The following is a 25,987-nucleotide window of genomic DNA, read 5'->3' as shown; positions in this document are numbered from 1 at the left end:
TGACGATGTCGTACCAGCCTCGACTCACCCCTGCCCGGGCCGGACGGGCCGATGACCCGCACCGTGCCCACCGCACCCGGCCTCGGCATCACCGTCGACGAACCGACGGCACGCAGGATGGCCGGACGTTCTGCCGACCTCACCGACAACCGCCTCTACCAAGGGAGCAACTGATGCGACGCGCCATCACCCTGGGAGCCAGCGAGGTCGAGTAGACGGCACATGTCGTGGAAGCCCTCGACGCACGCATCGAGGACCGCACCATGGCGGCCGGAAGTCTTGGCATACAGCAGGAGAAAGTACGGATCGACCGTGTCCGGAGCATTGATGTCGGCCTCGACGACCTCGCCGCTCGCGGGGTTTTCGAACCGGCAGTGTTCCCCGTGCGGGTCCAGGTGCCAGATCACATCCCGAACCAGGACAGTCTCCGGGCAGCACTCGTCGACGTCACCCATTTGCGACTCAGCCCGCAGTTGGGCGACGAGCGCGCCGGCCGTTTGCCGGAATTCGGCGACAAGGTGGTCAAGGGCCGGACGCAGGGCCGCCGCCTCTGCCTCGGTGACGAGCCGGAGCACAGTGAGGGTCGGTCCCCGGCCCGTTGTCCCCGGCGAGGCAATGACATGCACATCGGGCTGGAGCGCAACCCGCAGGGCCTGCGCAGCGGCCGTGGCAGCCGGCATGTCCCTGGCTTCATCGAGGCGAATGACCAGCCGGCCTCCACGGGTGACCCGCCGACCGATGTCGACAGGGTCAGGCAGTCCCGCCAAGATCGCCCCAGCCTCCAGCTCCATGGCGTGAGGCTAACGGGGAACAGTGGACCATCCTCTCGACGTCCCGGCCGCCGGGCGATCGGGGAACTCGTCGACCGCGTATGTGCGCTGGACAACGGTGGGACGGGGCAGGGCACCGTACAGCGCCCGGCCCCGGTGGTCTCACCACCGCTCAAGGGCGAAGCGCCCCGATCGCGGCAGCCGCGGCCTGGGCGATCAGCGCGTCGTCGTACTTCGCGTCCTGCTGGCTGCGGCTGGACAGGACGGCCAGCACGATCGGGGCGCCGTCGGTGGGCCAGACGACGGCGATGTCGTTGCGGGTGCCGTAACTGCCTGCTCCGGTCTTGTCGCCCACCTGCCAACCGGCGGGGACGCCGGCGCGGATGAGCTTGGCGCCGGTGGTGTTGCCACGCAGCCAGTCGGTCAGCACGGTGCGGTCGTCGTCGGCGAGATCGCCGCCCAGGGCGTACGCCCGCAGGTCGGTGGCCAGGACACGCGGGGTGCTGGTGTCGCGGTTGTCGCCCGGGGTGGCCTCGTTGAGTTCGGTCTCGTGGCGGGCGGCGTCGGTGGTCTGGTCGCCGATGTCGCGTAGCGCCCGCTCGAAGCCGTCGGGGCCGCCCAGGTGGTCCAGCAGCAGGTTGCCGGCGGTGTTGTCGCTGTAGCGCACGGCGGCATCGGCCAGTGCGCGCAGGGTCATTCCCGTCTGGACGTTCTTCTCGGTGACCGGCGAGTAGGTGACCAGGTCGGCGGCGGTGTAGCGGACGATGCGGTCGAGTTCCTCGGCGGTCGTGGCATCCAGGACCGCGGCGGCGGCCAGGGCCTTGTAGGTGGAGGCGTAGGCGAAGCGCTCGTCGGCGCGGTGCTCGACGAAACGGCCGGTGCCGGTGTCCACGGCGTACACGCCCAGCCGGGCGTCGAACCGGGTCTCGAGGTCCGCGAAAGCGGCGGTGGCCGAGGTCTGTGCTGCAGGTGATGGTGGCACTTCGGCGGGATGGCTGGAACAGCCGCTGAGGAGCAGGCCGGTGAGCGTGGCGGCCGCAGCGGCCCGCCGCACAGAGTTGATCATCTCTTGCCTTTCCTCGTATCGTGTCCGGGCCGCGAGCATCCCATCGGCTGATGAATGCAAGCAAAGACAGAAACAGGCGGATCTATGCTGTTCGAGCATAGAATCGCGAGGTGGATGTGGTGGCGGCGTGCCAGGCGTTTCTGGCCGTGTCCGGTCAGGGCAGCTTCACCGCGGGCGCGGCGGTGGCGCGGATCCCGCAGTCGGTGGCCAGCAGACGGGTCGCGGCGCTGGAGGAGCACCTGGGCGGGCGGCTGTTCGAGCGGTCTTCGCGCACGGTCCGGCTCACCCCGTTCGGGCGGGACATGCTGCCGTGGGCCAGGCGGCTGGCCGACCTGGCTGACGCGATGACCCAGGACGCGGCGCGGGCGCGGCTGCGCCCGGTGCGGCTGGCCGTCCCGGCCGTTTGCGGCACGCTCGTGCTCGCCCGCCTGGTGGCCGCGGGCCGGGACGAGCAGGTGCACCTGGACCTGACTCCCGCCGGGCCGGTCGAGCGGGCGGAGCTGGTGCGGGCGCTGCAGGTCGGGGCCGCGATCGTGGCCGCACCGGCCGACGGGGCCGCCTGGCAGGTGCCGGTGGGGTTGGCCGCGGTCGCCGATCCCGGACGGACGGCCGTCCACGTCGAGACGCTGCGGGCGGGCCGGGCGGCGCGAAACGCGCGGCGGCGCAGGATCTGGGTGCAGCCGGAGGACGATGTGGCACACGTGGGCGACGAGCTGGCGCGGCTGGGCGCGGCGGTCGGCCTGCAGCCCTCGCAGGTGGTCACCGCGCCATCGCTGGTCGCCGCGGTAGCGGCGACGTTGACGTCCGACGACCTGCTGGCGTGCTCGCGGGCGCAGGCCGGCGAGCTGGGCCTGCACTGGCGACCCGTCGGCGAGCTGGACCTGCGTCGCGGGTACGACATGGCGGCCGGTACGCGGGACGACGCGACCGAGGTGGGGCAGCTGCTGTCGGCCGAGATCGGTCGTTGCCTGGGTGTGGGCGACGAGAGGCGGCGGCGGCCGTGAACGATGCGGCAGTCGTGGCCGAGGCCCGCGAAGTCCTGCGTGACGGCGGGCTTCGGGGCTCATTCCTGGTGCGCGACCTGGACTCCGGTGCGGAGCTGGGCATCGAGGCGGACCTGGTGTGGCCGGTCGCGTCGCTGGTGAAGGTCCCGCTCGCGGTCGCGACCCTGGAACGGGCCGCCCGGGGCGAGCTCGACGCGGCGGCGCCGGTCACGGTCGAGCCGGGCCGGGTGAGCACGCCGGGTCCCACCGGGTTGAGCAGGTTCCGGCACCCGGCGACGATCGCGGTCGAGGATCTGGCCTACCTGGCCGTCGCCGTCAGCGACAGCACCGCCGCCGACGCGCTGCTGCAGCTGACGCCGCCCGACCAGGTGACTGCGGAGCTGAGGCGGCTCGGCGTGGGCGGCATCAGCGTCCGATTCCTGATGCGTGAGTTGGCCAGCACTCCCGCCGAACTGCTGGACCCCGCTGACCTGCACGTCGCGCATTCGCTGGCCATCGCGGGCGCGACGCCGACGGGCGGGCATGTGGTGGCGCAGCTGGACATCGCGCGGGCCAACACGGGTTCGGCGCGGGCGTTCGTGGATCTGTTGCAGGCGCTGTGGCGGCCGTCGGTTGTCGAGCCGGCGGTGGCGGCGCGGGTGCGGGAGCTGATGGGCGCCACGGTGATGCGCCACCGGCTGGCCCCGGATTTCAGCTCGGATGCCTCGCTGTGGTCGTCCAAGACCGGCACCCTGCTGAACCTGCGCCACGAGATCGGTGTGGTCGAGCACGCCGACGGGCAGGCATTCGCGGTCGCCGCGCTCACCGAGTCGCAGGTGGCGGCGGCGGTCCAGCCCGAGGCTGAGGCGCTGATGGCGCAGGTCGCCCGCATGCTGCGCGATCAGTTGCGCCGTTTCGACCGGCGTTGACCCGCCCCGGTGCGGCCGGTGACGGCCTGGGGACGTCCCGGAAACCAGGCGTTGACATCCTATAGGATTCGGGTACATTGATCGTAGTGACTTGCATGCACTTGCTCCGAATTATGCGAGTTTGTCACGACCGTCGGCGCGGTCGGCCTTCCGGTGAATCCCGAGGAGTTCCCGTGCCCGACGCTGCCCTTCTGCATGTCCGCAATCCCGGCACCGCCGAACCGCTCGGCCAGATCGAGGCCATGACGCCCGAGCGGGTCGCCGCCGTCGTCGACCTGGCCCAGCAGGGCCAGCGCGCGATGGCCGCACTGGCGGCCCACGACCGGGCGGCACTGCTGCAGCGGATCGCGGACCTGATCGAGGCCGAACGCGACGACCTGGCCGTCCTGCTGGCCGCCGAGAACGGCAAGCCGATCCTGCAGACCCGCGGCGAGGTGGACGCCGCCATCCGGATCTTCCGGGGGAGCGCGGCCGAGGCCACCCGACTGTTCGGCCGCCAGATCCCGCTGGACGCGGTGCCCGGTCTGGAACGCCACCTCGCCGTGACGATCCGCGAACCGCTGGGCGTGGTCGCCGCGCTGGTGCCCTTCAACTACCCCGTGGAGCTGTACGCCCACAAGGCCGCCGCCGCGATCGCCGCCGGCAACGCCGTCGTCGTCCAGCCCCCCGCGCGCTGCCCGCTCGCCCTCGTGCGCATCGCCGAACTCGTCCAGCGGGCAGGCATTCCGCAGTACGGGCATCAGCTGGTCACCGGCGACGCGCAGGTGTCGCGGACCCTCGCCGAGCATCCCGGGGTGGCCGCGGTGACCCTCACCGGCAGCACCGCCGCGGGCCGGGAGATCGCCCGGCTCGGCGCGCAGACCCTCAAGAAGGTCCTGCTGGAGCTCGGCGGCAACGACGCGCTGATCGTCTGCGACGACGCCGACGTGCAGGCCGCCGCGCAGGCGGTGGTGCTGGGCCGGCTGGCCCGCGGCAACGGCCAGATCTGCTGCGCGGTCAAGCGGGTGTACGTGCAGGACGGTGTGCACGACGCGTTCGTCGACGCGCTGCTGGCCCAGACCGCGGCGCTGGTGGTCGGCGACCAGCTGAGCGAGGAGACCGACGTCGGGCCGCTCATCGCCGAGCAGGCCGCGGCGCGGGTCACCGCGGCGGTCGACCAGCTCGTTGCCGACGGGGCGCGGCTGCTCGCCGGTGGCACCCGCGACGGCGCGTTCGTCGAGCCGGCCGTGCTCGTCGACGTGCCCACGAGCAGCCCGGCGTTCGCCGAGGAGATCTTCGGGCCGGTGGCGCCGGTGGCCCGGTTCGCTGACCCCGCGCAGGCTGTCGCGATGGCCAACGCGTCCCCGTACGGGCTGCACGCGGCCGTGTTCACCCGCGACGTCTCCCGCGCGTTCACCATCGCCCGGCAGCTCGACGTCGGCGGCGTCATCATCAACGGCTCGACCGCGCTGCGGGCCGAGAACCTGCCGTTCGGCGGCACCAAGGACACCGGCGGCTACCGCGAGGGCCTGCACGAGACCGCGCTCGACCTGACCCGGCAGAAGACGATCGTGGTGATGGAGGCGTTCGCGTGAGCCGCCTGGAGCTGCGCGACGTGCACAAGGAGTTCAGCGGAGTCGAGGTGTTGCACGGCGTCGGGCTGCGGGGCGACGCGGGCGACGTCATCGGCGTGGTCGGGGCCAACGGCGCCGGCAAGTCCACCCTCATCAAGATCCTGTCCGGTGCGCTGCCGATGAGCTCCGGTGCGATGTGGATGGACGGCGAACGCGTCGACCCGCGCTCGCCGCACGACGCGCACGACCTCGGCATCCGCACCGTCTACCAGGAGTTGTCGCTGGTGCCGGAGCTGTCGGTGACCGAGAACCTGCTGCTGGGCGCCTTTCCCCGGCGGCTGGGCCTGATCGACTGGAAGGCCGCCGACGCCCGTGCCCGGGAACTGCTCGTCCGGGTGGGCTTCGGCGCGATCGACCCCCGCGAGCGCGCCGGGCGGCTGTCGGTGGCCCGCCAGCAGATGGTCGAGATCGCCAAGGCCCTCATCAGCGAACCGCGGGTGCTGGTCCTGGACGAGCCGTCGGCCGTGCTCGCCGGAGCCGACCTGGAAGCACTGTTCGCGCTGATACGACAGCTGCGCGAACGCGGGGTACTGGTCATCTACGTGTCGCACCGGCTGCCTGAGGTGCTCCAGCTCGCGACGTCCATCGTGGTGATGAAGGACGGCCGGGTCATCGAGACCCTCACGCCCGGCGACACCGGCGAGGACGAACTGATCGGCCTGATGGCGGGCCGCCGCCTGGAGCAGATCTATCCCGCGCGCCGCGACGGCCACGGGCAGGTGCTGCACCGCGTGGACGGGCTGACCCGCCCCGGCGAGTTCGCCGACATCGGGTTCGAGCTGCGGGCAGGTGAGATCACCGGCCTGTTCGGGTTGGTCGGCTCGGGCCGCAGTGAACTCGCCCGGTGCGTGTTCGGCGCTGCGCCCGCCGTGGCAGGCAAGGGCGCGCACAGGTCACCGGCCGAGGCGATCGAGGCCGGAATGGCCCTGGTCACCGAGGACCGCGCCCGCACCGGCCTGGTCCTGGGCATGACCGTGCGCGACAACATGTCGCTGACGACCTGGCACTCGACGTCCCGCGGGCCGCTGCTGGACGTCGCCCGGCAGCGCCGCGACGTCGCCGCGATGGTCGACCGGCTCCAGATCCGGCCGGCGGGCTGCGCGCCGATGCCCGCGGTCCACCTCAGCGGCGGCAACCAGCAGAAGGTCGTGCTGGCCAAATGGCTGCTGCGTGACCCCCGCGTGCTGCTGCTCGACGAGCCGACCCGCGGCGTCGACATGGCGACCCGGGTGGAGATCTACCGCATGGTCGACGAGCTCGCCCGGCAGGGCCTGGCCGTCCTGCTGATCTCCTCCGACCTCACCGAGGTCATCGGCGCCACCGACCGGGTCCTCGTCATGCACCAGGGCCGGATCACCGGCGAGCTGAGGTCCGCCGACACCGGCGAGGACGAGGTCCTCGCCCTATCGATGGGAAGGCCCGCATGAGTGCCGAGTCCGCCCGAGCACCCCGACGCCTGCCGCGGCTGGTCGTCGGCGGCCGGGACCTCACCGTGGAGGCGGGGTTCACGCTGCTCATCGTGGCCTTCGTCGCGGTCGCGGCGACGACGTCGGACTCTTTCCTCACGCCGGTGAACCTGACCAGCCTGCTCAAGCAGATGGTGACGGTGGGACTGCTCTCCCTGGGCATGCTGGTGGTGATCCTCACCGGTGGGATCGACCTGTCGGTCGGCTCGATCGTGGCGTTCGCCGGCATCGTCACCGCCGGTCTGGCCGCAGACCTGCCCATCCCGGTGGCGATGGCGGTCGGCGTCGCGAGCGGCATCGCGTTCGGTCTGGTCAACGGGACGCTGGTGGCGAGGTTCGCGCTGGCGCCGTTCGTGGTGACGCTGGCGTCGCTGACGACGATCCGCGGCCTGGCGTTCGTGTACTCGGAGGTGCCGATCGCCCCGGCCGACCCGGCGTTCCTCGACCTCGGCACGGCGATGGTCGGGCCGGTCCCGCTCATCACCGTCATCATGCTGGCCGTGTTCGCGGTCGGCGGGGTGTTCCTGACCCGTACGCCCGCCGGTCGGTCGATCGTGGCGATCGGCGGCAACGCCGAGACGGTCCGGCTGGCGGGCATCAACGTGCGCCGCCATGTCGTGGCCGCGTACACGATCAGCGGCGCGTGCGCCGGACTGGCCGGGGTCATCCTGGCCAGCCGGGTCGGCATCGCCCAACCCAGCGTCGGTGTCGCGTTCGAACTCGACGCGATCGCCGCGTGCGTCATCGGCGGGGCGAGCCTGTCCGGTGGACGGGGCTCGGTCCGGGCGACCCTCGGCGGGGTCGCAGTCCTGGTGCTCATCAACAACCTGCTGAACCTGTACGGCGTGCAGAGCTTCTGGCAGCAGGTGCTCAAGGGACTGATCATCATCGCCGTCATCCTCGTGCAGCGTGTGAACCGGTCCCGCGGCTGAAATCCGTCCCTCAACCAGTGGAGATGCCCACATGTCGAAGAACCGGTTGATCGGCCTGCTGGCCGCCACCGTCCTGCTCGCCGGCGGCGCCGCCTGCTCCGCCGACGAACCGAGCAGCGGGAAGACGTACACGATCGGGGTCGCGAACTTCCTGCTCAGCGGCCCGTACTTCAGTGGCATGGACGCCGCGATCACCGCGCAGGCCAAGACGAAGTCGACCGGTGACCTGACCGTCAAGACGATCAGCACCGACGCCAACGGCGACGCGGCGAAGCTGGCCGCCGACGTCGAGGACCTGCTCAGCAAGAACGTCGACGCGATCATCATCTCCGGCGGACCGCTGGAGTCGGCGCCTGCCGCCCTCAACGCCATCAAGGCCGCCGGCAAGCCGGTCGTGCTCGTCGACCGCAAGTTCGCCACCGGCGAGTACACCAGCTGGATCGGCCCCGACAATGAGGCCATCGGCAAGCAGGACGGCGAGTTCCTGGCGACCCGGCTCGGCGGCAAGGGCAAGGTCGCGATCATCAAGGGCGGTCCCGCCGACAACAGCATCGGTTTGGCGCGCACCAACGGACTGAAGTCGTCGCTGAGCAAGGCGCCGGGCATCACCGTCGTCGAAGCGCCCGGCTTCGGCGGCTGGAGCTCCGACGGCGCCCTGACCATCATGGAGAACCTGCTCGCGACCAACCCCGACCTGTCGGCGGTGTTCTGCGAGAACGACGCCATGTGCCTGGGCGCGCAGCGGGCCGTGCAGACCGCGGGCAAGTCCGCGCAGATCGTCTTCGCCGGCGTCGACGGCCAACTGGAGGCGCTGCAGGCCATCCTGACCGGCGGCAACTACGTCGTCACCGGCCTGAACAGCCCGAAGGTCATCGGCAGCCTCGCCCTCGACCGCACCGTGGAGATCCTGGGCGGCGCCAGCGTGGAGAAGGACACCGTCGTGCCGTCGCCGCAGATCACCAAGGACAACGCCGCCCAGTACATCGACCCGAAGTAGCAGGGAGCGCACCCATGATCAGGAAAAGGAGACTGCTCGCGACGGGCCTGACCGCCGGTGTCCTGTTCGCGGCGACCGCGTCGGCGGTGACCGCGGCGCCCGCCGCGGCCGCTCCGCCCGGCTGGCAGCTGCTCTACGGGGAGAACTTCACCACCTCGTTCAACAGCAACAACTCCGCGTGGGTACGCGACACCTACGCCACCGGGTTCGACAACATCACCGACGATCCGGGCGTGTGGTACCACAACGACTACGGCTCGGCGTGGGACACCGCCCTGAACTCGTTCGCGACCTACCGCAAGGACATCACGCTCGGGCAGAACGGCTGGCTGACCGCGTCACTGTCGGCCCGTGACTTCAACTCCGACGGCGTCATCGAGTCGCCGCCGTCGATCACCACCCAGGCGCAGGGCGGCGGCAACGTGGCCGTGCTCAACGTGCCCGAGAGCACCGGCGGGGCGATCTTCCGGCCGACGAACCGGCTGCCCGACCGCTACCGCATCGAGTACAAGCTCAAGACCCTCGACTTCGGCGGCAAGCGCAACGGCACCATCAACTACGGCGGGCGCGTCAACGGATACAGCGCCACCGGCTGCAAGACGCAGCACCCGTGGGGGGAGGGGCAGGGCACGCCCGGCTGGAGCGGCGACGCGTCCGTGCCGTACTGCCAGTGGCAGAGCGTGCGCGAAGGCCCGTACGGCTACAACGGCTTCCACTTCCTGTCGATCGTCGACTTCGCCAACCCCGCGCCGCGCAACAACCACTTCTGGCACTACCACCGCAAGGTGCTGATGGACTCGTTCTCCCAGCACCCCGACCGGGTCGGCACCGGCACCGGCGGCCGGGTCTGCAACGCGGCCACCAACCAGTACTACAACTACCGCGACAGCAGCTTCAACACCGTCAACATGTGGATCAGCGGCATGCCGAACTGGAATCCCGGCGCGGGCGGCCTGCCCGGCAACTCCCAGTGGTTCATGACCAGCTGCTCCGGCGGCGTCGCCGAGCAGCAGCTGTCCTCGGCCGCCGAGCTGCAGCCCGAGCTGATGCCCAACCAGTTCTACTCGTTCGCCATCGAGCGTGACGCGACCGGATACACCCTGGAGGCCAGCGGCAACTTCGCCCGCGCGGGCCAGCAGACGCTGCGCTTCCACCGGCCGTTCGTGGTCAACAACGCGCCGATCTGGCACTACAACACCACGGCGGCCGAGTACGGCGGGCAGTTCAACGGCACCCTGACGCAGAACGACGACCACGGCAGCGCCAGCTGGCCCAACCAGTGGCCGGCCGGCTCGCAGTACCCGGACTACTTCGTCATCGGCGACCTCTACACCAACGTGTACGAGGGCAGTGCCAGCCTGACCGACATCAACCTGTACGTGCCGACCACGACGCCGCCGGCGAACCTGGCCCTCAACAAGCCCGCCACCGCCTCCGGGCAGTGCGCGGCGAACGAGGCCCCGGCCAAGGCCGTCAACGGCAGCTGGACCGGTGGCAACACCGACAAATGGTGCGCCCTGGGCAGCGGTAAGTGGATCCGGGTCGACCTGCAGTCCAACCAGCAGGTGGGCCGGGTCGTGCTGCGCCACTCCGGCGCCGGCGGGGAGAAGGCCGTCTGGAACACGCGCGACTTCGACGTCCAGGTCAGCACCAACGGCACGACCTGGACGACGGTGGCCTCGCCGCGCGGCAACACCGCCAACGTCACCACCCACACGATCACCCCGGTGACCGCCCGATATATCCGGGTCAACGTGATCACGCCGACGAGTGACACCGACACCGCCGCCCGGATCTACGAACTGGAGGCGTACGCGAGCTGAGACGAAGGCGGCAGGGTGCCCGGAAGCAGGCACCCTGCCGTCACGCGCACCGAGTTCGACCCCGTCGCGGCAGACTACGCGGCACGGGGGCAGGCGACTCGGTTCATCAGGCACGGGAGTGTGCGGCCGGGTCGCCTGCCGCCAGTTTCACGAGCCGGGCGTGGGCGTACTCATGGATCACCGCGTGCTCGTACACCGCGCGCGGCACGTCCAGGCCGCTGTCCACCCGCACCACCACCCCGCCCGGCCGCCAGCGCAGGAACGTGTCGTCCCCGGTCAGCTCCGCCAGCACCGTCAGCAGCGACTCGTCCAGCCGCATCGAGTGCACCGCGCGCCGGTACTCCTGCGGGGTCAGACACAGCGCGAACGGGATGTTCATCAGGCACAGCGCGGTCTGGATGTCCAGGCGCAGCAGCCGCCGCAGCCCCCGCGAGGGGTCGACCGGCGGCAGCGCCAGCATCGAGAAGTCCAGCGGCCCGCGGGGCCCCCGGCGCCCCGCACCCAGGGCGATGAGCACGTCGTACACGCTGACGTCGTGCTCGATCACCGCCCGGTCCCCGAGCCCGGCGAGCGTGGTGGGCCGCAGGGTCGGCTCGGTCACCCCGGCCACGCCGCTGTTGCGGGCGATGAACGCCAGCAGGTTCGTCTCGATGAGGAAGTGCCGGATCAGCAGCTCACCGGCCCGCGGCGAGACGAACCGGCGCAGGAACCACACGCACAGCCGGTCCATCGTGGTATGCGCCGAGAACGTCCATGGCAGCAGTGCCTTGACCACCCGGATCAGCCACACGGCGACCCGGGACAGGACTCGCGCGGGCGGATACAGCCAGCGGCGGGTCCACTGCCGCTGGTCGGCCACGACCATCGCCAGCACGTCCCGGTCGATGGGCACGGTCGGGTCGGCCATGATCGCCGTCCACACGGTGGGGCCTTTCACGCGTCGACCTCCGCGAGCTGCATCGCGTACAGCCGGGCGACGACCTCGGCCGTGCGCACCACCCGGGCCGCGGCCGCCCGGTCCGGGACCGCCTCGCGCAGCAGGTGCGCGAGTTCGGCGAAGTGCGCGTCGTCGGCCTCGCCGTGGTAGCCGAGGAAGCTCACCTGGTCCTCGCGCAGGTTCAGCTGCTCGCGCAGCGCGCGGGCCCAGCCCAGCACCAGGCCCGCGCCGAGCCCTTCGATGACGAACATCGCGCCCAGCAGGTCCACCGGGTCAGGCTGGCTCGCCTGGTGGAACACGTACGCCGACAGCGCCTCCGAGCCGATGTTCTTGCGCGCCCCCCGGATCTCCTCGATGGTGCCGCCGACCGCGCAGAAGTCACGTTCGAGCAGCTGGTAGTCGCGGTGCTCCTCGGCCGCGTGTGTGATCGCCGCGCTGCGCAGCGCGAACATCTCGACGGAGAAGTTCGACGCCGCGCGGCTGATCCAGCGCCCGCCTTCGACGACCTGCTGGCGCAGGTGCACCAGTAGCCGCCGGTAGTCGTCGAGCGTCGCCGTGCCGGTGTCGATCCGCCGGACCAGCGGGGTCGCCCGCACCTGCCGCTCGAACTGCTCCCACACCCGGGCCAGCTCCAGCACCGTCCACCGCACCACCTCACCGTCACCGTCCTGGGCCACCAGCGGCGACGGCGTCCCAGCGGGGTGGTCCGCCGCGCCCGCGACCGCCGAGACCGCCCGCGCCGAGGCGGCCACGCAGGTCAGCTGGGCGAACGCTAGCGAGTAGCGGCCCGACTCCGGCACGATCAGCAGGATGCGCTCGCCGGGGCTGAACCGGCCAGCCCGCCACGCCTCCTCCAGCATCACGAAGATGCTGGCGGCCCCGGTGTTGCCGCGCGTGTGCAGGTTCGTGAACCAGCGCCGCTCGTCGATCATCAGGTCCGCCTCGCGCAGCAGCCCGAAGATCTCGCCCCGGAAGTGCTCGGCGCTGTAGTGGCACAGCACATGATCGATGCTGTCGGGCGTGAACCTGCCCGCCCGCACCAGCCCCATGTACTCACGCAGTCCCAGCCGGAACAGCGCGGGCAGCGACTTCACGTCCTGGCGCAGCCGCACCAGCCCCGCCCGCTCGGCGCTTGCCACATCCGGGCCGTCCAGCCACGTTTTCCCGGCGACCGGTTCGCCGCCCGCCGACATGCACACCGGACGCTCCCCGGCATACGACACCAGGTGCGTCCAGTCCAGCCGCAGGCTCAGCCCGTCCGGGCGTGGTCGCGGCTCCAGCACCACCGCACCCGCCCCGTCCGACAGCGTCCAGCGCAGGAACTCCGCGTCGAAACCCGACCGCTCGCCCTCGTACCGGCTCTGCCGCAGCGAGCGGCTGACCAGCTCCGACCCGACCACCACGGCCGCGTCGTGCTCGCCGAGCCGCACCGCCCGCGCCGCGGCCGACAGCGCGGCCATGCTCGACGCGCACACCCCGCCCGCGGACAGCACCTCCATCGGCGGCCCGCCCAGCCGGCCGTGCACCATCGAACCGAAGCCCGGCACCAGCAGGTCGCCCTGGGTGGTCCCGGCGGCCAGCATGCCCACCGACTCCAGCGGCAGGTCCCGGTCCTTCAACGCCTCCTGCACCGCCGCGGCGGCCAGCTCCTCGTTGAGCATGGTGACCGCGCCGTGCTCGTCGAGCGCGTAGTGCCGGGTCCGGATGCCGTTGGCGGCCAGCACCCGCGCCCGCAGCCCGGCGCCGCGCGCGCCCGCGCCCAGCCGCAGGGCGATCTGCTCGGCGTCCAGCGGCTCGCCGGGCAGGTAGGCGCCGAATCCGGTCAGGTACACGTTCGGGAAAGCCGTCATGCCTCCGATTCAGCCAGCCGCCGGGCGCACGCGAATCCGCTCAGGCACTCAACCGCGATGTGCGCCGTACTCAGTGGCCGCTCAGTCGTCCAGGCCCTGCTCGATCGCGTAGCGGACCAGCTCCACCCGGTTGTGCAGCTGCAACTTGCCCAGCGTGTTCTGCACATGGTTCTGCACGGTGCGGTGCGACAGGGTGAGCCGCTCGGCGATCTGCCGGTAGGTGAGGCCCTTGGCGACCAGCCGCAGCACCTCGGTCTCCCGCTCGCTCAGCCGCGGCGCGTCCGGCCCGTCGCCCGGCGCGGCCGCGAGACGCCGGTATTCGCCCAGCACCAGGCCCGCGAGCCCGGCCGTGAACACCGCGTCACCCTCGGCCGTACGCCGCACCGCGTCCAGGAACTCCTCCCGCGCCGCCGACTTCAACAGGTAACCCGCCGCACCGGCTTTGACCGCGTCGAGCACGTCCTGCTGCTCGCCGCTGGCCGACAGCACCAGCACCCGCACCTGCGGCAGGGCCGCGACCAGGCCGCGGATCACCTCCACCCCGGACAGGTCCGGCAGCTGCAGGTCGAGCACGACGACGTCGGGGCGCACCGACGGGCCGATCCGCACCGCCTGCGCGCCCTCGCCGACCGCCGCCACCACCGTGTATCCGGCGTCGGTGAGGTCCCGTGCCACGCCGTCCCGCCACATCGGATGGTCGTCGACCACCATCACGTCCACCACGACGGTCAGCCTATCCGGGGCGCCGGCACCCGCAGCTCGACCTCGGTGCCCTGCCCTGGCGCGCTGGTGATCGCGACTGTGCCGCCCAGGTCGCGGATCCGGCCCTGGATCGACTGCGCCACCCCGAGCCGACCCGACGCGGACGCCTCGGCCAGCCGTCCCGGCGCGATGCCTGGCCCGTCGTCGCGGATCGACACGGTGACCGCGTCCGGCTCCTGTTCGACCAGCACCCAGGCCCGCACCACGGGACCGCAGTGGACGGCCACGTTGTCCAGCGCGCTGCCCGCGGCCGCGGCGACCTCCGCCGCGACCGCCGCCGGCAGCAGCACCGGCGTCGCGGGGGTGGCCACGGTGACCCGTGGCGAGCCGTACCGTCCCAGCAGCAGCCGAAGGTCGGTGCTGCCCGCGGCCGCCGCCGTGTCGTGCACCCCGACCAGCGAGCGCAGCACCGCCTCCTGCTCGCCGGCCAGCCGACCCAGCTCCGCGGCCTCACCGCCGAGCTCCGTGCCGCGCCGCTGCACCAGGGCGAGGACCTGCAGGACGGAGTCGTGGATGCCGCGGGCGAGCCGCTCGCGCTCGCGGGTCGCCGCCTCCAGCTCCACGGCCCGCTGCAGTCGGGTCTCGGCGTCGTCGGTCAGCCGTGACACGTATCCCATGACTCCGCCGGCAAGCAGCAGCAGCACCGTGCCGTTCACGGTGGCGGAGGTGATCTCGCCGCGCAGGAACAGGTCGGCGGCGCCGATGATCAGCGCCGCGATGCCGCCCGCCCGCCGGCCGCCGCGCAACGCCCACACCAGAACCGCTCCGGCCACCCAGGCCATCGGCAAGGTCGGCCCGCCGGAGGACAGCCGGTCGGCGGACACGACCAGGGCGGATGCGAGCAGGCAGGTCAGGGTGACGGCGAGGTCGGCGGCAAGCCAGGTGCGGTTGCGGCCCGCGGGGTCCTGGTAGCGCACGCCGGTCACAGCGGTCCAGGCCACCATCGCCGCGAGCACCGCCCAGCCCAGCCAGGGCCGGGTGAAGTCACGGAAGCCGGCCAGCATCAGGATGGTGGCGTACACCAGCGCCGCCACCCGGAAGACGGTGACGGCCCGCCACAGCGGCGCCTGCAGTGCCATCGGCGGTTTCCTCTCCGCCATCAGGGCCTTGCCCGCAACCGCGTCAGCATCGACGGCACGGCGTCGGCGGTCAGGACGGCATGCATCGAACAGGTCTGGGCCGGTCCGGCGCTGAGCGCTGCCGCGACCTGGTGTCTCGTGGATGCGATCCCGTTCACGGCGGCGATTGTGCCAGAGAATCGCCGCCGCGCGGGGCGGTCACTCCGCTCGCCGGCCGGCCCAGCTCCACGGCCTCACCGCCAAGCTCCGTGCTCCGCGGGTAGGCTGGACATGACGGCACGCCCAAGCATGATCTGCTGAATGGCGCCCAGCTCTCACGTGCATACACGGTGGTACGCGTCGTCGCGTCACCTTGACCCGGCGCCAACCGCGAGGAGCAGACATGGCAGACCGCACGCTACGAGGAAGCCGCCTCGGATCCGTCAGCTACGAATCAGTCCGCAACACCGAGTTCGTGGCGCGGCAGAGTCGCGAGTTTCGCTGCGTCAACGGTCACCGCTTCTCGGTGCCCTTCGCGATGGACGTGGAGGTCCCCACGACCTGGGACTGCAAGTTCGACGGCGTGGTGGCGCGGCTGGTCGACGGCACCGAGCTGGAGCAGCGGAAGGGCAAGCCGCCGCGTACGCACTGGGACATGCTGCTGGAGCGTCGCTCTATCGCCGAACTCGACGAGCTGCTCGACGAACGGCTCACGTTGTTGCGCGCCAAGCGCGGCCGCTGACCGCAGCGGCCGGCCCGGTCACGACATTCTCGCCGATCCGGCCCCCTGCGCCGGCTCGACCTGGCGCGGGTGGCGGCGTGAACGCCGTGGTCACGGCCGTGTTCGCGGCGCGTCGGTCGCTCTCATCGACCGCACCTGTTGCCAGATCGGGTCCGGGCAGCGGGCGGCATCCCTGCGGCGCAGGTCGAGCCTGCTCACCTGCCGGACCCTGAGCTCCAGGTAGCCGTCGTCGACGGCGTGCGGGTCGGAGCTGCCGGTCCAGAACGGGAGATGGTCGTCGCGGTGCGACTTGTCCTGCGACGTGATCTGCAGGACTTCCAGGTGATGCGGCAGCGCCCGCAGGACGACGAACGGACGGTCCTTGGCGCCGTCGCCGTCGCGGAACTCGATCTCCCCCCACCAGATCTCCTGCGGCCGCGGGTCGAGCCGGGCGGGTGCGGTCTGGGTGTGCGGCGTGCCCTGCGCCCGGCGCGCGAGCCCGCGGTCGAGCAGCCGGAGCGCGAAGTAGAAGAGCAGCGCCGTCGTGCCGGCCGCCACCGGGCCGACCAGCGGCAGCGAGGTCTCCAGCGACAGAGGCTGCGGCCCGGCCGGGGCCTGCGGTGTCGCGCCGGTCGTGCCACCGAGGTGCTGCTGATGAAGCACCATCGCCAGCAGGGCCGCACCGGCGCACAGCGCGGTCAGGACGCCGGCGCGGACCAGGTGGACCCGATGCCGAGCGTGCACCCTGCCGCGCCCGGCGAACCGGACCACGAGGTATGCCACGAGCGGGGCCAGCGCCACACCCGCCCACCATGAGGGGTAGGCCGCGATCTGCTTCGGGTCCCGTGCCAGCAGGAACGCCACGACCGCAGGCGAGGCGAGCACGGTGCCGGGAACGGAGACGGCCAGGCTCACCAGGAGCGGCCCCAGCAGGATGAGCATGAGACACCCGCACCCGGAGGGGCTGTTGCGCCGCGCCATCGGCAGTTCCTCCAGTTCGGACGGTCGCATGATCGTAACCAGGCCGGTGGCGGGGCTGTCGCGGGCACTGCACGACGTTCGTGGTGGACGCGTCGAGGCTGGTCAGGGTATTCGGCGACGGCACCTTCGCGGCGGCGACCGCGGGAAAGGGGCACCACGGCCCGCTGTTCGGGCACTATGGTCTCGCGCATGAAAACGACTCTGGTGAAGTATGTGGCGTATCTCGCGGTGCTCGTCAACCTGGGCTTCGGCGTCGCGTACGGTCGCGAGCTCGCGAACGCGCGCATCGTCTTGCTGTGGGAGCCGCTGCGGGAGATCATCTGCATTCTCAGCTCGCTGGTCCTCGTGTACTACGCGATCAGAACCGACCGCGGCCACGCCCGTTCCTACCGCCGGCTCGGCATGAGCACAGGCCTGCTGACCCTGATGCTGCTGATCCTCGCGGCGACCGCGGTGACGTTGCCGACCGTCATGCGCACGCAGTTCGTCGCGTACGCGGTCGTGACCGCCGCGATGGCGTGGCTGCTCGGCCTCCGGTCGACCCGGGAGCAGTTCGACAACCAGGACGAAGCCGAGTCGATGTCGCCGTTCGTGGCCACGGTGTCGGACACCGACACCTGGGAGTCCGACGATTGGGCCGACAAACTGCACCGAGAGAAGCTGGTCACCCAGGAGGACCGGCGGCGCGAGGACTACCTCAAGGAGGTCGAGCAGCAATGACGCCGTCGCGATTCGGCTGTGCCTGTTCTCCCTGAAGGCTGCGGTCCACGCGCCGCAGGCCGTGGGCGGTGTACGACACGGATGCCGGGGACTCCTATAGTCACGTGGTGAACGTGGAGCAGGTTCGGGACGCGTACGCCTCCGTCGCAGACCTCTACATCAGCCTGTTTGGCACGATCGAGCAGGTGCCTGCCGACGACCTCGCGTTCATCGAGCGACATCTGTCGATCAGGCCCGGCGCCGTGCTCGATCTGGGCTGCGGCCCCGGCCACATCACCGGCCACCTCCGGTCGCTCGGTGTCGACGCCACGGGGATCGACCCGGTCACCCATTTCATCGCCCATGCGAAGGCGACCCACCCGGACGGCAGCTACCGGCTCGGGTCGATGAACAGCCTCGACGTCGGCGACGGTGCCATCGCCGGCATCCTGGCCTGGTACTCGCTGATCCACCTGCCGCCGCCGGACCTGGACGTCGTGCTCGCCACATTCCGGAAGATGATGGCCCCGGGCGGGACGCTGGTGGTCGGCTTCGTCCACGGCGAGGAGCTCTCCGCCTTCGACCACAAGGTCGCGACGGCCTATCGCTGGCCCGTCGACGAGTTCTCCGCACGGCTGGCGCGGGCCGGCTTCACGGAGGTCGAGCGCCTGCACCGGCCGGGCGACGACACTCAGCGGCCGCAGGCCGCGATCGCGGCGGTGCTGGGCTCCCGGGCCGACTCCGCGTTGACCGCCTAGTCCCTGTCTCGCCGCGGTGCCGGCTGCTTGTGCCGGTCGTGGTGACGTGCCACGCGTGCCCGGTTCCCGCAGGCGTTGCCGCACCATTCGCGGTTGGGCCGGTCGCGCACGAACAGCAGGACGCAGCCGGGCGCGGCGCATGCCCCGACCCGGCCGGCGGACAGCAGGTCGACCGCGTCGGCGGCCACCTGGGCGAGCGCGCCGGGCACGGCCGCCGCACCGTGCCGGGTCGCCGTGGACTTCGCGTCGGGAGCCAGCTCCTGCCAGCGCGGGGCCATGCGGACGGCCGCGTTCAGGCGCTCGATGCTCTCCTGGTCCGGGGCCTGCCCGGTGGATGCGGCCAGCGCGACGGCGCGGATGGCGTCCCGCAGGTCGCGGGCGGACGCGAGGTCACCGCGGCTGACGGCACGCGGTGACCCGCCCGCGGTGGGCACGGCGAGCAGCGGCCCGACCTGGTCGAGCCAGGCGGCGAGCTCGGCGGGCGTCTGGAGCTCGTCGCGGAGTTCGCCCTGGCGGGCGTGCACGGTGTTGGCGAGCTCGATCGCAAGGTGCATGCCCTAATGGTATCGCCTCTTGATGGCATTAGATCACCGTGCTAGCTTCTAACGGGTAGGCGGAAGAAAACCATTAGAAGGTAGCGCCATGATCGATCAAGGCATCACCATCGGCCACACCGGTCTGAACGTCACCGATCTCGACCGGTCCATCGACTTCTACCGCGACGCGCTCGGCGTCGAGATCGTCGGCGGATCCGACGCCGACGGCCGGCGCTACGCCTTCCTGGGCAGCGGCGGCATACCGATGATCACCCTCTGGCAGCAGAGCGCCGCGCCGTTCGCCACGGACCGGGCCGGCCTGCATCACCTCGCGTTCCAGGTCCCCGACGTCGCGGCGCTGGCAGGTATCGAGGCCCGGCTGCGCGCGCTCGGCGCCGCCATCCGCGACGACAGCGGGGTGACCGGCGAACCGGCCGCCGCCGGGCAGTTCTTCTGCTTCGATCCCGACGGCATCCGCCTGGAGTTCCATGCCCTCGAGCGGCCGTCCCGGCCGGCGCCCGCCACCGGCGACGGCCCGGCGTGCGGCTTCTTCTGAGCACGCCATGCGGACACATCCAGGAGAGGTATACGTGCAGCGCCGGTCCGGTCACGACCGTGCCGGGCTCGGCTCAGCCGGCATGGGCGTACGGCTGCCGGAGGTCGCCCGTCGGTTCCTCACCGAGCAGCGCATGTTGATGATCGGCGGAGCCGACGCCGGGGGAGCCCTGTGGGCGAGCCCGCTGCACGGACCACCGGGATTCCTGCGCGCCGAAGGCGAGCGCGACGTGCTCGCCGAGACCGTGCCTGCCGCCGGTGACCCGCTGGAAGGGGCGTTCACGACCCCGAACCCCATCGGAGCCCTCGTCCTCGAACCGGCCGGCCGCCGCCGCATGCGCGTCAACGGCACCGGTCACGAGCAGGGCGGCAGGCTGGTCATCACGGCCGACCAGGTCTTCGCGAACTGCCCGAAGCACATCACCCGCCGGGAGGTCCACGGCGAGGTCGGCAGCGGCTCGCCGGCGGCGGCCGCCGACCGGCTCTCGGTCGAGCAGCTGCGGTTGATCGCCGGCGCGGACACGTTCTTCATCGCGACGGGCGCCGAGGGCCACGGTGTGGACGTCTCGCACCGCGGCGGCGAGCCGGGGTTCGTCCTCGCGCACGACGGCATGACCCTGTCGTGGCCGGAATACCGCGGCAACGCCATGTACATGACGCTCGGCAACCTCCACGTGCAGCCGCGCTGCGGCCTGACCTTCGTCGACTGGACCGGAGCCCAGCCCGCGCTGCGGCTGACCGGCCGGGCATCCGTCGACTGGGACCCGGGCCGGGTGGCCGACCATCCCGGCGCGGAACGGATGATCGATTTCGTCGTCGACCGCGTCGTCGAGGCACCAGGACCCGCGCTGGTGTGGCGTTCGCTGTGAACCGGCCTTCGGGCCACGCCCTGCCGCGCAGGGGCATCGTTTCGTCCCGCCTGAGGCGGGGAGTCAAGGAGGGGAACCTGATGTCAGAACACATCGGTGACGTGCAGGTCGTGCACGTCGACGAGGTCGAACCCGTCGAGGTCGTGCCCGGCATCGTGCGGCGGCGGCTGCCGGCCACCGACCGGGCGCGTGGCTGGATGTACGACTTCGCGCCCGGCACGCAGTGGCCGGAGGTGGACGTGCACGAGGGGGAGGAGCGCTACTACGTGGTGTCCGGGGAGTTCATCGACCGCGGGCACCGCCTCGGGCCGGGCAGCTACGTGGTCTTCGCCCCCGGCAGCACGCACCGCCCGCGCACCGAGACCGGCGCCCGCATGATCGGAATCAGCATCCTTGCGTAGGCCGGCCGGGCGAGGTGCCGTAACTTCGACGCCGTGTCCCACCCCGCCGACGACGATTCTCTGAGCAGGGCGCGTGCCCGCGCGCAACTGCTGGGCGGCGGACGGCGCGGGAAGACCGCCGAGGACGTCGTGCGGCGGGTCTTCGCGATCCAGGCCCAGGACACCACCGCCGCGGACCTCGGCATCCGGGCGCGCGGGCAGGACCTCACCGCCCAGGCGGTCCGCGCCGCGTACGAGCAGGACCGCACCGTCGTGCGCAACTGGTTCATGCGCGGCACCCTGCACACGATCCCGGCGGACGACGTCGGCTGGGTCACCCGGCTGCTCGCTCCACGCGTGCTCGCCGCGACCCGCCACCGCTACCGGGACCTCGGCCTCACCGACGAGCTGCGGCACCGCGCCGACGCGCTGATCGGCCAGGCGCTCGCGGTGCACGGCCCGCTCACCAGGGCCGAACTGGCCGAGCGCCTGGCCGTCATCGGCGTCGACCTCACCGGCCAGGCGCCGTTCCATCTGATCCGGCACGCCGCGCTGGGCGGGCTGCTGTGCCACGGCCCGCTACGCGCCGGTGAGCCGACGTATGTGCTGCTGGAAGACTGGCTGCCCGCGGCGGGTGAGCGCGGCCCGACCGAGGACGCGGCGGTGGCGGAACTGGCCCGCCGGTACCTGGCCGCATACGCCCCGGCGACCGTGGACGACTTCGCGTCCTGGTCGGGCCTCGCCGTCGGCTCGGCTCGACGGGCATGGCGGGACCTGGCCCAGGCCGCCGCGATCGTCACCGACGGCGACGTGACCGTCCTCGCCCGACGCCCGGAGGAGACCGGTGACCAGGTCGCCTCGCCGGACGTGCGCCTGCTGCCCGCCTACGACAACTACCTGACCGGCTACCGCACCCGGCAGGAGTCGGTCGACGCCGCGTTCGAGGCCCGGGTGTGGCCCGGCGGAGGCGTGATCCGGCCTACGGTGCTGGTCGACGGGCAGGTGGTCGGTACGTGGTCGCGGGGCCCCGGCGGCCGGGCGATCGCCGTGGACCCCTTCTCGCCCCTGGCCGGACCCGTCCAGGTCGAGGTCGACCGGGAATCGGCCGCGATCACGCGGTTCCTGCACCCGCCACCGGTGTCTACTATGGCGCAATGATCGAGCCGAGCAGCCGGCAGCAGACGACCCCCACCGCCCCGTCGGCCGATCGTCCGCTGTGGACGCTCATCGGGCCGGGAGTCGCCGTGATGGTCGCGGCATGCCAGGTCGCCATCGTTTTCGGACCGCCGCACAGTGCCCTCCAGCGCGACCTCAGTGCCTCGGCCGCGTGGCTCGCGGTGACCGTCGTCGCACAGCTGGTCGCCGCCGCACTGGGTGCCGTGCCGGGCTTCCTGCTCGGGCGGCGGGCGCCCACGTCGGTGGTCGCGTCGGGACTTCTGCTGTTGCTCGTCGGGACGGTGGTGACGGCACTGTCCGCCACGCCGGCGATGGTGCTGGCCGCGGGCGTGGTGACGGGTCTCGGCGCGGGTGCGGTGCTCGGCACCGCCGCGGGTCTGAGCGGCCAGGTGGGCGCGCATCGGGCACAGGCGCGCCTGGGGCTCGGGCTCGCCGTGCTCGGCGGGCTGGTGGCGGGTGCGGTGCTCGGCTGGTTGCTGCCCACGATGCTGAGCTGGCGGCTGGCGTACCTGTCGATGGTGCTGCTGATCCTGGTCGCGCTGGTCGCGACGGCGGTGGGCGGGATTGTCGCCGCCGCGCGCGGTTCGCGGTGAGCGGTGCCGTGGCGGCCCGGCCGAGCCGCCACGGCACCGCTCACTCGGCGGCAGGCCGGTCCGCGTTCGCATACTGGCGCACGTACTCCCAGACCGGTGCGGAGAGCTCCTCATCGGATCGTTTCTGGCCCGCCACCTCGTACCAGGCGAGGTTCTCGATCCAGAACCGGGCGATGAACCGGTCGAAGCCGTCGGCCACCCGCACCAGGTCCTCCACCGCGACCTCGCGAAGGACCGGCTGCGCGTCGTACGCCTCACCGCCGCACAGGACCTCGTGGCCGCCGTCGGGCAGCAGGTGCAGATACCAGTACACGCAGCCCTGCTGGTCGTTGAGGAACCGCACCAGCAGCGCCCCGTCGTGGACGGGGCTCGGCGCCACCCGAAGGTCGGCGGCCCAGTAACACGACGTGCAGGTCGGCACCGACTCGCGCAGCACCGGATCGGCCATGAACGCGACGAACTCCTGCGGCAGCACCGCCTCGTGCCCGGACACGGGAGCGCCGCCGGTGACCGTGTCCATGCCGTACTCACCTGCGGCGAGTTCGCCCAGCGGCACCAGCTCCCGCATCCACCCGTGCAGACCGCCCGGGTGCCCGAGGGGCAGGACCGGCAGCGCGGCGTACGGGCTGCCGCTGTACGTGGCGAAGGCGACCTCGTGGGGGCGGAACCTGCCCAGATCGAAAGCGATCCAGCCGTCTTTGATCGTCATGGGCGGCACCATAGCGGTGACCACCGACGGCGCTCGCCGCATCGAAGAGGAGACATGTGTCAGTGGTGGTGCCGAATGCGGCTGCCTAGACTACGTCGCATGGTCCTGCCGAAGCGGTCGCGATGCAGTTGCTGATCAACGGACGGCACCACGAGATCGAGCACGGCGACGAGCCGCTGGTGTGGGTGCTGCGTGACGAGCTGGGCCTGACCGGTACCCACTACGGCTGCGGGATTGGGATGTGCGGCTGCTGCACCGTGCTGCTGGCCGGCCGCCCGGCGCGCAGTTGCCAGATCACCGCCGCGGAGGTCGGCGAGCGTCCCGTCGTGACGCTGGAAGGCCTCGCCGAACGCGACGCCGACGGTGCGGTCGTCGCGTTGCATCCGGTGCAGCAGGCGTTCGTGGAGAACCCGCTGCAATGTGGCTGGTGCCTGCCCGGCCACGTGCTGAGCGCCGTCGCGCTGCTGGCCCGCGATCCCGCCCCGGACGAGGCCGCCATCGCCGAAGCCGCGCAGCCGAACCTCTGCCGCTGCGGCGGCTACAACACGATCAAGGCGGCGGTCGCCCGCGCCGCCGAGCTGGCCCGCGACAGATGAGCGACGCGAGCGCCGATCCGCCCGCACCGCTCGGCCGTCCCCGCCGCTGGCGCGTCGCGCGCCGCCGCCTGCTGATCGGGGCGGGGGCGACGTTCGGATCATTGCTGGTGGGTGTGCCGGTCGCGCTGGAGTACGGCCGGCCGTCGCTGGTGCAGTGGATGCTGGAACGCGGCACCGGCCCGACTGAGATCCCCGAGTCGTCGCTGGTGTGGTTCGAGCTGACCCGCGACGGCATCACGCTGCACGTACCGAAGATCGAGATGGGGCAGGGCATCCACACGGCGCTGGCGCAGCTGGCCGCCGAGGAACTGCGGGTGCGGCCAGAGCAGCTGCGAGTGGTGCAGGCCGACACGGCACGCGGGTTTCCGGCGGCGACGTTGTTCACGTTCGGCTCCACCTCCGTGGCCTCGCTGTACACCCCGATCCGCGAGGCGGCCGCCGCGGTGCGGTCGATGCTGGAGCTGGCCGCGGCGGGGCAACTCGGCGTGCAGGTGCAGCAGCTGACCGCGGCCGACGGCGGGTTCCAGGTCTCCGGAACGGACCGGCGGCTGGCCTACCGCGATGTGATCGCCGCGCATCATGGGCCGTGGCAGGAGCCTGCCGAGCAGCCGGTGCTGCGCCCGGCCGGTGAGTTCACCAGCATCGGCCGGTCCGTGCCCCGGGTCGACTTCCGGGCGAAGGTGCTCGGTGAGGCGGTCTACGGCTACGACGCCCGGCTGCCGGACATGGGCTACGGCGCGTTCGCCGTGCCGCCGCGCTTCGGGGCGCAGCTGGAGAGCGCCGAAGCGGGCGACGCCGCGGGTATGCCCGGCGTGCGACAGGTGGTCATCGACGTCGAGGCCGGGTTCGCCGGGGTGGTCGCCGATACCAGGACCCGGGCCTGGGCGGCGGTGCGTGCCCTGAAGGTGAGCTGGAGCGAGGGCACCCGCGTCGACACGGCGGCGCTCGAACAGCAGGTCACCGCCGGTGACGGCGTGGTGCTGCGCCGGGAGGGCTCGACTCGCGCCGCCCTGTCGCAGGGCCGGATCGTCGAAGCGGAATACCGTACGCCGATGGCCGCCCACGCCCACCTGGAGCCGCTCGCGGCACTGGCCCGGGTGGAGCCGCGCCCGGGCGGCAAGGTCGAGGTCTGGGTGCCGACGCAGAGCCCGGAGAGTGTGATCGAGGACCTGCACGCCGCGCTGGGGGAGGACCGGCCGGTCGTCGTCCACGTCACCCAGCTCGGCGGCTCGTTCGGGCGAAAGGGCGGCCAGCACCTGGCCGTCGAGGCGGCGCGGCTGTCCGCGGCCACCGGCCGTCCGGTGCACGTCGGCTGGACCCGCGACACCGACCTGAGACAGGCCTTCTACCGGCCGCCGACGCACACCAGCATGCGCGGCTCGATCGGGCCCGACGGCATGATCCGGGGCGTGGAGCAGCACAGCGCCGCCGGGGACATCATCTGGGCCGTCGCGGGGCTGCCCGAGCCGGTGCGCAGCCTGCTCGGGTTCGATCCAGGCGGGCTGCTGGGCCTGTTCCTGCCGTACGACCTGCCCGCGTACCGGCTGGTGAACCGCCGCGAGCAGCTGCCGGTGCCGACCGGTCCGTGGCGCGGGCTGGGCCTGATGCCCAACACGTTCGCGCTGGAGAGCTTCTTCGACGAGCTGGCCGAGGCGGCCGGGTCCGATCCGCTGACCTACCGGCTGGCACACCTGCGCAAGGGCGGCGCGCAGGGGGAGCGGCTGCGGACCGTGCTGCGGACCGCGGCGCAGATGGCGGGCTGGGGTGAGCCGCTGCCGCCCGGACGGGGCCGGGGCATCGCGTGCTCCGGTGATGTCGGCACGGTGGTGGCCGTGGTCGCCGAGGTCGACCTGTCCGGCGGGCGGCTTCGCGTCACCGGTGTCGACGCCGCGGTCGACTGCGGCCTGGTGGTCAACCCGGCCGGAGCGAAGCTGCAGGCACAGGGGGCGATCGTGATGGGACTGAGCTCGGCGCTGCGGGAGAGCCTGCAGATCCGCGACGGCCAGGTCGTGTCGGACAACTTCGACAGCTATCCGATCCTGGGCATGGCCGATACGCCGCCGGTGCGGGTGACGTTCACCGGTGGCGGAGACGTTCCGCACGGGATGGGCGAGCCGGTGGTCGGCCCGGTGCCCGCCGCGGTGGCCAACGCCGTCCACGCCGCAGGCGGCCCGCGGCTGCGCAGCTTGCCGCTGCGGCTGTGACGGTCCGATGACGGCACCGAGCGT

At 72.0% G+C, this 25,987-nt stretch carries 27 protein-coding genes; 18 read left to right on the top strand and 9 right to left on the bottom strand.

Features of this window, described 5'->3' with window-relative positions:
• The first annotated feature begins 51 nt into the window (after nt 1-51).
• The gene (locus F9C41_RS41810) at nt 52-174 is read left to right on the top strand and encodes a hypothetical protein (RefSeq protein WP_269058930.1); all 123 of its coding nucleotides are present in this window, start codon (nt 52-54) and stop codon (nt 172-174) included.
• On the opposite strand, the gene F9C41_RS17600 is transcribed toward F9C41_RS41810, so the two are convergent.
• A complete protein-coding gene (locus F9C41_RS17600; RefSeq protein WP_155387881.1) occupies nt 156-791 on the bottom strand; it encodes a hypothetical protein in 636 nt (211 codons plus the stop codon). The genes F9C41_RS41810 and F9C41_RS17600 overlap by 19 nt on opposite strands.
• Nucleotides 792-942: 151 nt before the next feature.
• Nucleotides 943-1,836 (bottom strand): class A beta-lactamase, encoded by an 894-nt coding sequence (bla, locus tag F9C41_RS17595; RefSeq protein ID WP_155387880.1) that lies wholly within the window; start codon nt 1,834-1,836, stop codon nt 943-945.
• 110 nt (nt 1,837-1,946) lie between these two features.
• Between bla and F9C41_RS41805 the strand changes: the two genes are divergently transcribed.
• From F9C41_RS41805 to F9C41_RS17560, 7 genes are all read left to right on the top strand, one after another.
• Nucleotides 1,947-2,840 carry a LysR family transcriptional regulator gene (locus F9C41_RS41805; protein WP_155387879.1) on the top strand — a complete coding sequence of 298 codons (894 nt, stop codon included), beginning with the start codon at nt 1,947-1,949 and terminating at the stop codon, nt 2,838-2,840.
• Entirely contained in the window at nt 2,837-3,748 is a 912-nt protein-coding gene (locus F9C41_RS17585; RefSeq protein WP_155387878.1) for a serine hydrolase, read from the top strand. Before F9C41_RS41805 ends, F9C41_RS17585 begins: the two co-directional genes overlap by 4 nt.
• Before the next feature lie 173 nt (nt 3,749-3,921).
• A complete protein-coding gene (locus F9C41_RS17580; protein ID WP_230689690.1) occupies nt 3,922-5,322 on the top strand; it encodes an aldehyde dehydrogenase family protein in 1,401 nt (466 codons plus the stop codon).
• Entirely contained in the window at nt 5,319-6,788 is a 1,470-nt protein-coding gene (locus F9C41_RS17575) for a sugar ABC transporter ATP-binding protein (RefSeq protein ID WP_155387876.1), read from the top strand. The genes F9C41_RS17580 and F9C41_RS17575 overlap by 4 nt, the downstream gene beginning before the upstream one ends.
• Entirely contained in the window at nt 6,785-7,759 is a 975-nt protein-coding gene (locus tag F9C41_RS17570; protein ID WP_155387875.1) for an ABC transporter permease, read from the top strand. Before F9C41_RS17575 ends, F9C41_RS17570 begins: the two co-directional genes overlap by 4 nt.
• A gap of 31 nt (nt 7,760-7,790) precedes the next feature.
• The gene (locus F9C41_RS17565) at nt 7,791-8,756 is read left to right on the top strand and encodes a substrate-binding domain-containing protein (protein ID WP_155387874.1); all 966 of its coding nucleotides are present in this window, start codon (nt 7,791-7,793) and stop codon (nt 8,754-8,756) included.
• A 14-nt stretch (nt 8,757-8,770) separates the two neighbouring features.
• Nucleotides 8,771-10,579, top strand: coding sequence for a discoidin domain-containing protein (locus F9C41_RS17560; RefSeq protein ID WP_230689689.1), 1,809 nt, complete (start codon nt 8,771-8,773; stop codon nt 10,577-10,579).
• Nucleotides 10,580-10,685: 106 nt separating this feature from the next.
• Here F9C41_RS17560 and F9C41_RS17555 read toward each other — a convergent pair whose 3' ends face one another.
• From F9C41_RS17555 to macS, 4 genes are all read right to left on the bottom strand, one after another.
• The gene (locus tag F9C41_RS17555) at nt 10,686-11,516 is read right to left on the bottom strand and encodes a DUF6999 family protein (RefSeq protein WP_230689688.1); all 831 of its coding nucleotides are present in this window, start codon (nt 11,514-11,516) and stop codon (nt 10,686-10,688) included.
• The gene (locus tag F9C41_RS17550) at nt 11,513-13,366 is read right to left on the bottom strand and encodes a 3-oxoacyl-[acyl-carrier-protein] synthase III C-terminal domain-containing protein (protein ID WP_155387873.1); all 1,854 of its coding nucleotides are present in this window, start codon (nt 13,364-13,366) and stop codon (nt 11,513-11,515) included. The genes F9C41_RS17555 and F9C41_RS17550 overlap by 4 nt, the downstream gene beginning before the upstream one ends.
• An 81-nt stretch (nt 13,367-13,447) precedes the next feature.
• Entirely contained in the window at nt 13,448-14,077 is a 630-nt protein-coding gene (locus F9C41_RS17545) for a response regulator (protein ID WP_120321200.1), read from the bottom strand.
• Between the two features lie 17 nt (nt 14,078-14,094).
• Nucleotides 14,095-15,207, bottom strand: a complete 1,113-nt coding sequence (gene macS, locus F9C41_RS17540; RefSeq protein ID WP_155387872.1) for a MacS family sensor histidine kinase — start codon at nt 15,205-15,207, stop codon at nt 14,095-14,097.
• Nucleotides 15,208-15,589: 382 nt separating this feature from the next.
• Between macS and F9C41_RS17535 the strand changes: the two genes are divergently transcribed.
• Nucleotides 15,590-15,928, top strand: coding sequence for an RNA polymerase-binding protein RbpA (locus tag F9C41_RS17535; protein WP_155387871.1), 339 nt, complete (start codon nt 15,590-15,592; stop codon nt 15,926-15,928).
• A gap of 90 nt (nt 15,929-16,018) precedes the next feature.
• Here the strand turns inward: F9C41_RS17535 and F9C41_RS17530 are convergent, their stop codons facing one another.
• On the bottom strand, nt 16,019-16,918 hold the full coding sequence (locus F9C41_RS17530; RefSeq protein ID WP_155387870.1) for a hypothetical protein: 900 nt from the start codon (nt 16,916-16,918) through the stop codon (nt 16,019-16,021).
• A gap of 159 nt (nt 16,919-17,077) precedes the next feature.
• Here F9C41_RS17530 and F9C41_RS17525 point away from each other — a divergent pair, with 159 nt between their 5' ends.
• Nucleotides 17,078-17,608: a hypothetical protein gene (locus F9C41_RS17525; RefSeq protein ID WP_155387869.1), complete on the top strand. Its 531-nt coding sequence runs from the start codon at nt 17,078-17,080 to the stop codon at nt 17,606-17,608.
• Between the two features lie 107 nt (nt 17,609-17,715).
• Nucleotides 17,716-18,345: a class I SAM-dependent methyltransferase gene (locus F9C41_RS17520; protein ID WP_155387997.1), complete on the top strand. Its 630-nt coding sequence runs from the start codon at nt 17,716-17,718 to the stop codon at nt 18,343-18,345.
• On the opposite strand, the gene F9C41_RS17515 is transcribed toward F9C41_RS17520, so the two are convergent.
• A complete protein-coding gene (locus F9C41_RS17515) occupies nt 18,342-18,899 on the bottom strand; it encodes a CGNR zinc finger domain-containing protein (protein WP_155387868.1) in 558 nt (185 codons plus the stop codon). The genes F9C41_RS17520 and F9C41_RS17515 overlap by 4 nt on opposite strands.
• Before the next feature lie 88 nt (nt 18,900-18,987).
• Here F9C41_RS17515 and F9C41_RS17510 point away from each other — a divergent pair, with 88 nt between their 5' ends.
• The 5 genes from F9C41_RS17510 (at nt 18,988) to F9C41_RS17490 (ending at nt 22,454) form a co-directional block, all read left to right on the top strand.
• Nucleotides 18,988-19,437, top strand: coding sequence for a VOC family protein (locus F9C41_RS17510; protein WP_155387867.1), 450 nt, complete (start codon nt 18,988-18,990; stop codon nt 19,435-19,437).
• 34 nt (nt 19,438-19,471) lie between these two features.
• Nucleotides 19,472-20,305 (top strand): PNPOx family protein, encoded by an 834-nt coding sequence (locus F9C41_RS17505; RefSeq protein ID WP_196279815.1) that lies wholly within the window; start codon nt 19,472-19,474, stop codon nt 20,303-20,305.
• Nucleotides 20,306-20,385: 80 nt separating this feature from the next.
• Nucleotides 20,386-20,706, top strand: coding sequence for a cupin domain-containing protein (locus F9C41_RS17500; protein ID WP_155387865.1), 321 nt, complete (start codon nt 20,386-20,388; stop codon nt 20,704-20,706).
• Between the two features lie 33 nt (nt 20,707-20,739).
• The gene (locus F9C41_RS17495) at nt 20,740-21,843 is read left to right on the top strand and encodes a winged helix DNA-binding domain-containing protein (RefSeq protein WP_155387864.1); all 1,104 of its coding nucleotides are present in this window, start codon (nt 20,740-20,742) and stop codon (nt 21,841-21,843) included.
• The gene (locus tag F9C41_RS17490; protein WP_155387863.1) at nt 21,840-22,454 is read left to right on the top strand and encodes an MFS transporter; all 615 of its coding nucleotides are present in this window, start codon (nt 21,840-21,842) and stop codon (nt 22,452-22,454) included. The genes F9C41_RS17495 and F9C41_RS17490 overlap by 4 nt, the downstream gene beginning before the upstream one ends.
• A gap of 40 nt (nt 22,455-22,494) precedes the next feature.
• Here F9C41_RS17490 and F9C41_RS17485 read toward each other — a convergent pair whose 3' ends face one another.
• Nucleotides 22,495-23,163 (bottom strand): hypothetical protein, encoded by a 669-nt coding sequence (locus F9C41_RS17485; RefSeq protein WP_155387862.1) that lies wholly within the window; start codon nt 23,161-23,163, stop codon nt 22,495-22,497.
• A 122-nt stretch (nt 23,164-23,285) separates the two neighbouring features.
• Between F9C41_RS17485 and F9C41_RS17480 the strand changes: the two genes are divergently transcribed.
• Together F9C41_RS17480 and F9C41_RS17475 are read left to right on the top strand one after the other, a co-directional pair.
• Nucleotides 23,286-23,759: a (2Fe-2S)-binding protein gene (locus F9C41_RS17480; RefSeq protein WP_120314981.1), complete on the top strand. Its 474-nt coding sequence runs from the start codon at nt 23,286-23,288 to the stop codon at nt 23,757-23,759.
• The gene (locus F9C41_RS17475) at nt 23,756-25,963 is read left to right on the top strand and encodes a xanthine dehydrogenase family protein molybdopterin-binding subunit (RefSeq protein WP_155387861.1); all 2,208 of its coding nucleotides are present in this window, start codon (nt 23,756-23,758) and stop codon (nt 25,961-25,963) included. The genes F9C41_RS17480 and F9C41_RS17475 overlap by 4 nt, the downstream gene beginning before the upstream one ends.
• Nucleotides 25,964-25,987: the final 24 nt, after the last annotated feature.

The organism is Catellatospora paridis (assembly GCF_009720365.1).
Lineage (GTDB): Bacteria > Actinomycetota > Actinomycetes > Mycobacteriales > Micromonosporaceae > Catellatospora > Catellatospora paridis.
Note: the sequence above shows the minus strand (reverse complement) of the source record. Positions and strands in the feature narration are given on the sequence as shown.

Coding starts and splice junctions, on each gene's coding strand:
- F9C41_RS41810 (WP_269058930.1), top strand. CDS start 52: ATGACCCGCACCGTGCCCACCGCACCCGGCCTCGGCATCACCGTCGAC.
- F9C41_RS17600 (WP_155387881.1), bottom strand. CDS start 791: ATGGAGCTGGAGGCTGGGGCGATCTTGGCGGGACTGCCTGACCCTGTC.
- bla (WP_155387880.1), bottom strand. CDS start 1,836: ATGATCAACTCTGTGCGGCGGGCCGCTGCGGCCGCCACGCTCACCGGC.
- F9C41_RS17570 (WP_155387875.1), top strand. CDS start 6,785: ATGAGTGCCGAGTCCGCCCGAGCACCCCGACGCCTGCCGCGGCTGGTC.
- F9C41_RS17565 (WP_155387874.1), top strand. CDS start 7,791: ATGTCGAAGAACCGGTTGATCGGCCTGCTGGCCGCCACCGTCCTGCTC.
- F9C41_RS17560 (WP_230689689.1), top strand. CDS start 8,771: ATGATCAGGAAAAGGAGACTGCTCGCGACGGGCCTGACCGCCGGTGTC.
- F9C41_RS17550 (WP_155387873.1), bottom strand. CDS start 13,366: ATGACGGCTTTCCCGAACGTGTACCTGACCGGATTCGGCGCCTACCTG.
- F9C41_RS17545 (WP_120321200.1), bottom strand. CDS start 14,077: ATGGTGGTCGACGACCATCCGATGTGGCGGGACGGCGTGGCACGGGAC.
- macS (WP_155387872.1), bottom strand. CDS start 15,207: ATGGCACTGCAGGCGCCGCTGTGGCGGGCCGTCACCGTCTTCCGGGTG.
- F9C41_RS17535 (WP_155387871.1), top strand. CDS start 15,590: ATGGCAGACCGCACGCTACGAGGAAGCCGCCTCGGATCCGTCAGCTAC.
- F9C41_RS17530 (WP_155387870.1), bottom strand. CDS start 16,918: ATGCGACCGTCCGAACTGGAGGAACTGCCGATGGCGCGGCGCAACAGC.
- F9C41_RS17525 (WP_155387869.1), top strand. CDS start 17,078: ATGAAAACGACTCTGGTGAAGTATGTGGCGTATCTCGCGGTGCTCGTC.
- F9C41_RS17515 (WP_155387868.1), bottom strand. CDS start 18,899: ATGCACCTTGCGATCGAGCTCGCCAACACCGTGCACGCCCGCCAGGGC.
- F9C41_RS17510 (WP_155387867.1), top strand. CDS start 18,988: ATGATCGATCAAGGCATCACCATCGGCCACACCGGTCTGAACGTCACC.
- F9C41_RS17500 (WP_155387865.1), top strand. CDS start 20,386: ATGTCAGAACACATCGGTGACGTGCAGGTCGTGCACGTCGACGAGGTC.
- F9C41_RS17490 (WP_155387863.1), top strand. CDS start 21,840: ATGATCGAGCCGAGCAGCCGGCAGCAGACGACCCCCACCGCCCCGTCG.
- F9C41_RS17485 (WP_155387862.1), bottom strand. CDS start 23,163: ATGACGATCAAAGACGGCTGGATCGCTTTCGATCTGGGCAGGTTCCGC.
- F9C41_RS17480 (WP_120314981.1), top strand. CDS start 23,286: ATGCAGTTGCTGATCAACGGACGGCACCACGAGATCGAGCACGGCGAC.
- F9C41_RS17475 (WP_155387861.1), top strand. CDS start 23,756: ATGAGCGACGCGAGCGCCGATCCGCCCGCACCGCTCGGCCGTCCCCGC.